General features: G+C 72.5%; 1 pseudogene. It reads right to left on the bottom strand.

The features are described from left to right. Nucleotides 1–35 precede the first annotated feature (35 nt). A pseudogene (locus tag ACLJPX_RS17085) lies at nt 36–9,392 on the bottom strand (type I polyketide synthase); the annotation flags it as partial. Nucleotides 9,393–9,426 lie beyond the last annotated feature (34 nt).

Here is a 9,426-nt window from a genome sequence, read left to right as displayed (position 1 = left end):
TAAATACACCAGCGCGGATGCGCGAAAGCGCGGGATCACCGGCCGAGTTCGGTGTGGATGAAATCGAAGATTTCCTCGTCGGAGGCGGAGTCGAGCTTCTCCGCGGCGTTCGCCCGTCCGTCGCGGGCTCCCGCGTCGGTCCAGCGGGAAAGCAGGCTTTGGAGACGCTCGGCGATCAGTTCGTGGGTCTTCTCGTCCGGCGCCGCCTCGGTCAGCAGCGAGCCGAGCCGGTCGACCTCCTCCACCAGCGAGGCAGGCCGAGCCTCGTCCTGGAACTGCTCGGACCACAGGTGGCCGGCCACCGCGGCCGGGGTCGGGCAGTCGAACAGCAGGGTCGCGGGCAGCCGCAGCCCGGTCGCCTCGCCGAGCCGGTTGCGCAGCTCCACCGAGGTCAGCGAGTCGAAACCGAGGTCGCTGAACGCGCGGGTGGCTTCCACGTCGTCGGCCGAGGCGTAGGAAAGCACGGCCGCCGCCTCCGCCTGGACCAGCGAGACCAGCACCCGCACCTGTTCGGCGCGGGACAGTCCGGCCAGCCGTTCGGCGAGGTCCGTCGCGCCGGCCCCGGCCGGGCCGTCCGCGGAGTCGTCCAGCGCCTGCCGCACTTCCGGCAGGTTTTCGACCAGCGGGCTGCGCCTGCGCAGCGTGAACGTCGGAGCGAAGGTCGCCCAGTCCACGTCGACCACCGTCGTCTGGGCCGCGCCCTCGTCGACGAGCTGCGCGAGCACCTGGATCGCCTGTCCGGGTTCCAGGATGGAGAACCCGCCGCGCGCCAGCTGCGCGATGCCTTCCTCGCTGGTCAGACCGCCACCGCCCCACGGACCCCACGCCACCGAGGTCGCGGGTTCGCCGCGGGCCGCGCGGTTTTCCGCGAGCGCGTCCAGGTAGGCGTTGGCCGCCGCGTACACCGACTGCATGGCGCTGCCCCAGGTCGCCGAGATCGAGGAGAAGAGCACGAACGCGTCGAGATCGGCGTCGCGGGTCAGCTCGTCCAGATGCCGCGCGCCCTCGACCTTCGCTGCCAGCACCGAGGCCGCCTCGGCCGGGTCGGTGTCGGCGATGGCGCCGAACTGCCCGATACCCGCGGCGTGCACCACGCTGGAGAGCGCGGGCCCGGTCGCGGCGATCCGGTCCAGCAGCCCGGCCAGGTCGGGCCGGCTGCCCGCGTCGCAGGCCACCACCTCCACGTCGGCTCCCTGCGCGGCGAGCCCGGCGACCAGCGCGACGACGCCCTCACTGGGCCCGGTGCGGCTGGCCAGCACCAGCCGTTCGGCGCCGCGGGCGGCCAGCAGGCCGGCCACCCGGCCGCCGATCGCGCCGGTGCCGCCGGTGATCAACGCGGTGCCCAGCGACATCCACGGCGCCGCCGCGTCCCCCGTGCGCGGGGCGCGTTCGAGCCGACGGCCGTGGATCCCCGCGGTGCGGATCGCGACCTGGTCTTCCCCAGTGTCGGCCAGCACCGCGGCCAGCAGGCCCGCCGTGCGGTCGTCGAGGGTGGCGGGCAGGTCGAGCAGACCGCCCCACCGGTGGGGGTGTTCCAGCGCGGCGACCCGGCCGAAGCCCCAGACCTGCGCCTGCACCGGGTTCGTCAGCGGCGTGCCGGGCGCGGTGGCGACCGCACCCGAGGTGACCGTCCACAGTGGCGTGTCCGGCTGCGCGTCGCCCAGTGCCCGCACCAGGTCGATGGTCGCGGCCAATCCCTTGTTCAGCGCGGGATTGCCCGGCGTCGGGGTCTCGTCGAGTGCCAGCAGCGAGAGGATTCCGCTGAGTTCGCTGCCGGGGATCGGGTCTTCGGGCGAGAGCAGCAACACCTCGGCGCCGCGAGCCCGCAGAGCGGCTTCGCAGTCGCTGGCGAGCTGCCGGCCGCTCGGCGCGACGATCGCCCAGGTCCCGTCGAGAGTGACGGGGCCGGGGTCGGTGATCGGCGCCCAGACGGTGCGGTAGCGCCAGTTGCCTGTCGCGGCCCGGCCCAGTTCGCGGTGCCGCCACGAGGTCAGCGCTTCCAGCACCTCGCCGACCGGGCGCTGGTCGTCCAGTTCCAGCACCTCGGTCAGCTGCGCGAGGTCGCCGCCCTCGACCGCGGCCCAGAACCGGGCCTCGGCCACCGTGCCCACGGCCTCGCCGCCCGGCGCGGGCTCCAGCCAGTAGTGCTGGTGCTGGAACGCGTAGGTGGGCAGCTCCACCGGCTTCCCGACCGGCAGGATCTTGGCCCAGTCCACCGAAAGGCCGTGCACGAACGCCTCCGCGAACGCCGTCAGCAACCGCTCCGCGCCGGCGTTGTCCCGCTCGACCGTGCCGACCGCGACGACACCGGAAACCCCGGCGTCCTCAGCAGTTTCGGTCACCGACGCGACCAGCACCGGATGCGGGGAAACCTCCACAAAGGAATCGAAGCCCGCCGCCAGCAACGCCCGAGTCGCGTTCTCGAACTGCACCGTCTGCCGCAGATTCCGGTACCAATAGCCGGCGCCCAGCTCCTCCCCGGACACCCACTCGCCGGTCACCGTCGACATCATCGGCACCCGACCGGCCTGCGGCTCGATCCCGCCGAGTTCGTCGGCCAGCACGGCCTCCAGCGGTTCGACCGCCGAGGAGTGCGCCACGAAGTCCGTCTCCGGGACACGCCAACGAAGCATCTTCCGCGACGCCAGCTCCCGCTCGAACTCCGCCAGCGCCTCCGGATCACCGGACACCACCGTCGCGGCAGGACCGTTCACCGCCGCCACAGACAGCCGATCGCCCCACCGCTCCATCAGTTCGGCCACCGAGCTGACCGGCGCGACCACCGAGACCATCGACCCTTCCGCCGACAGCCCGGACAAGCCGCGGGACCGCGCAGTCACCACTCGCGCCGCGTCGTCCAGCGACAACATCCCCGCCACCGTCGCCGCCGCGACCTCACCCTGCGAATGCCCCACCACAGCCTCAGGTTCGACACCCGCCGCTTCCCACACCGCCGCCAGGGAAACCATCACCGCCCACAGGACCGGCTGCACGACTTCCGCCGACGCGAGTTTCGCCGGGTCCAGCAGCACTTCCCGCGCGGACCAGTCGACACAGGACACCAACGCCCGCTCGCACTCGGCGAACCGATCGGCGAACACCGGGCTCTCGTCCAGCAACGCGCGGCCCATGCCGGTCCACTGCGCACCCTGCCCACCGAACACGAACACCGGACGCACGCCAGACCGCGCGACACCGTGCACCGGCACACCCGACCGCAGCGACGCCAGGTCGCCGCCGACCGTCACGGACCGGTGCTCGAACACCGACCGCGTCGCCGCCAGCGACCAACCCACGTCGACCGGGTCCAGCTCCGCGCGGGCATCGATCCACGCCGCGAGCCGATTCCCCTGTGCTGCCAGGCCGTTCGCCGAACGGCCCGACACCGGCCACGCGGTCAGCCCGCCCGTGACGACGGGAACCCGCTCGTCGACGATCTCCGCCGCGACCGGCTCCGGCGCCTCCTCGAGAATGAGGTGCGCGTTGGTCCCGCTCATCCCGAACGAGGACACCCCCGCCCGGCGCGGCCGGTCCTCCGCGGCCCACGGCTTGTTCTCGGTCAGCAGCCGCACCTCGCCGGACGCCCAGTCCACATGCGGCGAACGCTCGTCGGCGTGGAGGGTGCGCGGCAGCTCCCGGTTCTGCAACGCCTGCACCATCTTGATCACGCCCGCCACGCCGGCCGCGGCCTGCGAGTGCCCGATGTTCGACTTCACCGAACCCAGCCACAACGGCCGCCCCTCCGGCCGGCCCTGACCATAAGTCGCCAGCAACGCCTGCGCCTCGATCGGGTCGCCCAGCGGCGTACCGGTCCCGTGCGCCTCCACCACGTCAACGTCCTCAGTGGACAAACGCGCACTCGCCAACGCCGCCCGGATCACCCGCTGCTGCGAAGGACCATTCGGCGCCGTCAAACCATTCGACGCACCGTCCTGGTTCACCGCCGAACCCCGCACCACCGCCAAAATCCGGTGCCCGTTGCGTTCGGCGTCGGAAAGCCGTTCCACCACCAGCATGCCCGCGCCCTCGCTGAGGCCCATGCCGTCCGCGCCGGAGCCGAACGGCTTGCACCGTCCGTCCGGCGCGAGCCCCATCTGCCGGCTGAACTGGTTGAACAGCAGCGGGCTCGCCGCCACCATCACACCGCCGGCCAGCGCCAGGGAGCATTCCCCGGAGCGCACCGCCTGGCAGGCCAGGTGCAGCGCCACCAACGACGACGAGCACGCGGTGTCCACGGTGACCGCGGGGCCTTCCAGCCCCATCACGTAGGCGACCCGGCCGGACACCACGCTGGTGGAGATGCCGGTGACCAGGTGCCCGTCCAGTTCTCCCTGCAGCCCGGAGCTCCAGCCGTAGCCAGAGGCGGACGCACCGGCGAACACGCCGGTCGCGGAACCCCGTAGCGACGCCGGGTCGATCCCGGCGCGCTCCAGCGATTCCCACGCCACCTCCAGCAGCAACCGCTGCTGCGGGTCCATCGAGACCGCCTCGCGCGGGCTGATCCCGAAGAACCCGGCGTCGAAACCGGTGGCGTCGTACACGAATCCGCCGGACCGGACCGGTTTCCCGGAGTAGCCGTCGCCGCTGGTCGGCATGTCCTCGACCACCCAGTTGCGGTCGCCGGGCAGTACCGAAATGGCGTCGGTCCCGGCGGCCACCAGGTTCCACAGGTCCTCGGGGCCGGTGACGCCGCCCGGGTACCGGCAGCTCATCCCGACGATCGCCAGCGGTTCGTCGGTGACCGCCGCCGCGACCGGCGCCTGCGCGGCGGTCTCGTCCGCGCCGGACACCTTCGCCAGCAGGAACGCGGCGGCGGCGTTCGGGGTGGGCGCGTCGAACAGCAGCGTCGCCGGGAGAGCGAGCCCGGTGGCGGCGCTGAGCCGGTTGCGCAGTTCCACCGAGGTCAGCGAGTCGAAACCGAGGTCGCTGAACGCACGGGCGGCGTCCACCTCGTCGGGTGAGGCGTAGCCGAGCACGTCGGCGGCCTTCGCCTGGACGAGCCCGACCAGCAGCCGGTTCCGCTCGGACTTCGACAGCCCGGCGAGTTCCTGCCGCAGCGTCGCGTCGTCCGCAGCGGCGGCGCCCTCCGGCCCGTCAAGCGCCTCGCGGACCTCCGGGAGGCTCTCGATCAGCGGGCTCGGGCGGCGCAGTGTGAAGGGCGGAGCGAACCGCGCCCAGTCGATGTCGGCGACGGTCAGCCGGCCCTCGTCGCCGTCGAGGATCTGACCGAGAGCTTCGATGGCGCGGTTCTGGTCCATCACCAGCAGACCGCGTCGGATGCCTTGCGCGGCACCGTCGGAGTCGGTCATGCCGCCGCCGCCCCACGAACCCCACGCCACGGAGGTGGCGGGCAGGCCCGCGGCCCGGCGCTGTTCGGCGAGGGAGTCCAGGAAGGTGTTCGCGGCGCCGTATGCGGGTTGCAGGCCGCTGCCCCAGGTCGCGGAGATCGAGGAGAACAGCACGAACGCGTCGAGGTCGAAATCCCGGGTCAGCGCGTCGAGATGCACCGCGCCCGCGACCTTCGCCGCGAGCACGGCGGCCGTCTCGGCGAGATCGGTCTCCGCGACCGTGGTGGCCTGCCCGATGCCCGCGGTGTGCAGCACCGAGGACACAGCGGGTCCGGTCCGCGCGGTCCAGTCCAGCAGCCCGGCCAGCTCCGCCCGGTTGCCCGCGTCGCAGGCGACGACGTCCACCCGGGTGCCCGCCGCGGCCAACTCCGCGGCGAGGGCGGGCATGTGCCCGGCGGCCGGTCCGGAACGGCTGGTCAGCACAACGCGTTCGGCGTCGCGGCGGGTCAGCCAGCGGGCCGCGTGCCCGCCGATCGCGCCGGTGCCGCCGGTGACCAGCGCCGTCCCGCGCGGGGTCCACGTCCGGTCCGTCGTCTTCGGCCGGTCCGCCCTGGCCAGCCGCCGCCCGAGGAGGCCGCCGGCGCGGATCGCGACCTGGTCCTCGCCGCAGCCGGCGAGCACCGCGGTGAGCCGGTCGCCGGCCGCATCGTCGAGTTCTGCGGGCAGGTCGAGCAGACCGCCCCAGGCTTCGGGATGCTCCAGGCCGACCACCCGGCCGAGCCCCCACGCCTGCACCTGCACCGGATTCGGCACGGTGTCGCCGGCCGCGGCGGCGAGCGCGCCCTGCGTGGCCACCCACAGCTGCGCCTCGACCTCCAGGTCCACCAGCACCTGCGCCACGGAAAGCGTCCGCGCCAGTCCCCGTGTCAGGACGGGGTGTTCGGGCATCGGCGTCTCGTCGATCGCGAGCAGCGACAGCACCCCGGCGGGCTGCGTCACCGGCAGCGCCTCGTCGAGGAACTCGGTGACTTCTTCGCGCGTGACGACCCCATCGGGCAGCTCGGCGACCAGCACCTCCGCGCCGCGGGCCTCGAGCGCCCGCACACAGCTCGCGGTGAGATCGTCGGCCGCGTCTGCGGTGAGCACCGTCCAAATGCCGTCGAGGGAAACCGGGGCCGGATCGGCCACCGGGGTCCAGATGGTGCGGTAGCGCCAGTTCTCGGTCGCTGCCCGGCCCAGTTCCCGGTGCCGCCACGAGGTCAGCGCCTCCAGCACCTCGCCGACCGGACGCTCGTCCTCCAGCTCCAGCACCTCGGTCAGGTGCGCGAGATCGCCGCCCTCGACCGCCGCCCAGAACCGCGTCTCCGCGACCGTTCCCGCGCCGTCGCCGCCCGAAGCGGCCTCCATCCAGTAGCGCTGGTGCTGGAACGCGTAGGTGGGCAGCTCCACCGGCTCGCCCACCGGCAGCACGGCGGACCAGTCCACCGGCAGGCCGTGCACGAAGCCTTCCGCGAACGCGGTCAGCAACCGCGCGGCGCCCGCGTTGTCCCGCTCGACGGTCCCGACCGTCACCACACCCGAGACCCCGGCGTCTTCCGCGGTCTCGGTGACCGATGCCGTCAACACCGGATGCGGGGAAACCTCCACAAAGGAATCGAAGCCGTCCGCCAGCAACGCCCGAGCCGCACTCTCGAACAGCACCGTCTGCCGCAGATTCCTGTACCAGTAACCGGCATCCAGCTCCTGACCGGACACCCAACCGCCCGTGACGGTCGACATCATCGGCACCCGACCGGCCTGCGGCTCGATCCCGCCGAGTTCGTCCGCCAGCACGGCCTCCAGCGGCTCGACCGCCGACGAGTGCGCCACAAAATCCGTCTCCGGGACACGCCAACGAAGCATTTTCCGCGACGCAAGCTCCCGCTCGAACTCCGCCAGCGCCTCCGGATCGCCGGACACCACGGTCGCCGCGGGGCCGTTCACCGCCGCCACCGACAGCCGATCACCCCACCGCTCCATCAGTTCGGCCACCGAACTGACCGGCGCGACCACCGACACCATCGACCCCTCGACCGACAGCCCGGACAAGCCGCGGGACCGCGCAGTCACCACTCGCGCCGCGTCGTCCAGCGACAACATCCCCGCCACCGTCGCCGCCGCGACCTCACCCTGCGAATGCCCCACCACAGCCTCAGGCGCCACCCCCGCGGCCTCCCACACCGCCGCCAACGACACCATCACCGCCCACAACAACGGCTGCACCACCGCCGCTGAGCCCAGCTCCGCAGCCTCGGTCAACACCGCACGTGGCGACCAGTCCACACAGGACTCCAACGCCCGCGCGCACTCCGCGAACCGCGCGGCGAACACCGGGCTCTCCGCCAACGCGGCACGCCCCATCCCCACCCACTGCGCGCCCTGCCCGCCGAACACGAACACCGGACGCACGCCGGAACGTGCCACCCCACGCACCGCCGCACCCGACAGCAGAGAATCCCGGTCGCCGCCGATCGTCACGGAACGATGCTCGAACGAAGACCGCGTCGCCGCCAGCGACCAGCCGACATCCACCGGATCCAGCTCCCGACGAGCCCCGACCCACGCCGCCAGCCGATCCCACTGCGCCGCCAGCCCGCCCGCCGAACGCCCCGACACCGGCCATGCGGTCAACCCGCCCGACTCCAGTACCGGAACCCGCTCGTCCGCGCCCTCCAGCACTTCCTCTTCCGGAGCGTCCGGCTCGGGCGCGGTCTCTTCGGCGGCCGGAGCCTCCTCGACGATGATGTGCACGTTGGTGCCGCTCATGCCGAACGCCGACACGCCGGCCCGGCGCACCCGCTCCCCCGCCGGCCACGGCACCGGCTCGGCCAGCAGCCGGACCTCCCCGGCCGACCAGTCCACGTGCGTGGTCGGTTCTTCCACGTGCAAGGTGCGCGGCAGTTCCTGATTGCGCAGCGACAGCACGGTTTTGATGATCCCGGCCATGCCCGCGGCCTGCTGGGTGTGCCCGATGTTCGACTTCACCGAACCCAGCCACAACGGCCGCCCCTCCGGCCGGCCCTGACCATAAGTCGCCAGCAACGCCTGCGCCTCGATCGGGTCGCCCAGCGGCGTACCGGTCCCGTGCGCCTCCACCACGTCAACGTCCTCAGTGGACAAACGCGCACTCGCCAACGCCGCCCGGATCACCCGCTGCTGCGAAGGACCATTCGGCGCCGTCAAACCATTCGACGCACCGTCCTGGTTCACCGCCGAACCCCGCACCACCGCCAAAATCCGGTGCCCGTTCCGCCGCGCGTCCGACAGCCGCTCGACCACCACGACACCCGCGCCCTCGGCGACGCCCATGCCGTCCGCGCCCGCGCCGAACGTCTTGCACCGGCCGTCCGGGGAAAGCCCGAGCGACGTGCTGAAGTCGGTGAACAGCACCGGAGTGGCCGCGACAAAGGCACCGCCGACCAACGCCATCGAGCACTCTCGCGAGCGCAACGCCTGGCAGGCCAGGTGCAGCGAAACCAGCGACGAGGAGCACGCCGTGTCCACCGTGATCGCGGGCCCCTCCAGCCCCAGCGTGTAGGAGATCCGGCCGGACAGAATGCTCGTGGCATTGCCGGTCATCACGTGTCCGTCGTGCTCGCCCTGCTTGCCCGAAAGCCAGCCGTAGCCCGAACCGGACGCGCCGGCGAACACACCAGTCGCGGATCCCCGCAGCGAGGCCGGGTCGATCCCGGCGCGCTCCAACGCCTCCCACACCACCTCCAGCAGCAACCGCTGCTGCGGGTCCATCGAAAGCGCCTCGCGCGGACTGATCCCGAAGAACCCGGCGTCGAAACCGGTGGCGTCGTCGACGAAGTTGCCCTCGCGCACCTCCGCGGCGGTGACGTCCCAGCCGCGGTCTCGCGGCAGTTCGGCGACCGACTCGCGCCCGTCGGACAGCAGCTCCCACAGGTCCTCCGGCGTCGCCACGCCGCCGGGGAACCGGCAGCTCATGCCGACGATGGCGATCGGCTCCTCGCCGGAGGATTCCACCTCCTGTAGGCGCTGCCGCGTTTCGTGCAGGCTGGCGGTCACCCGCTTGAGGAAGTAGCGGAGCTTGTCTTCGTTCACTTACGTCACCCCGTGGAGGAAGTCGCGTCTT

The sequence above is a fragment of the Amycolatopsis sp. lyj-90 genome (assembly GCF_046549035.1).
GTDB lineage: Bacteria > Actinomycetota > Actinomycetes > Mycobacteriales > Pseudonocardiaceae > Amycolatopsis.
The sequence above is the reverse complement of the archived record's forward strand: the minus strand, read 5'-3'. Positions and strand labels throughout refer to the sequence as shown.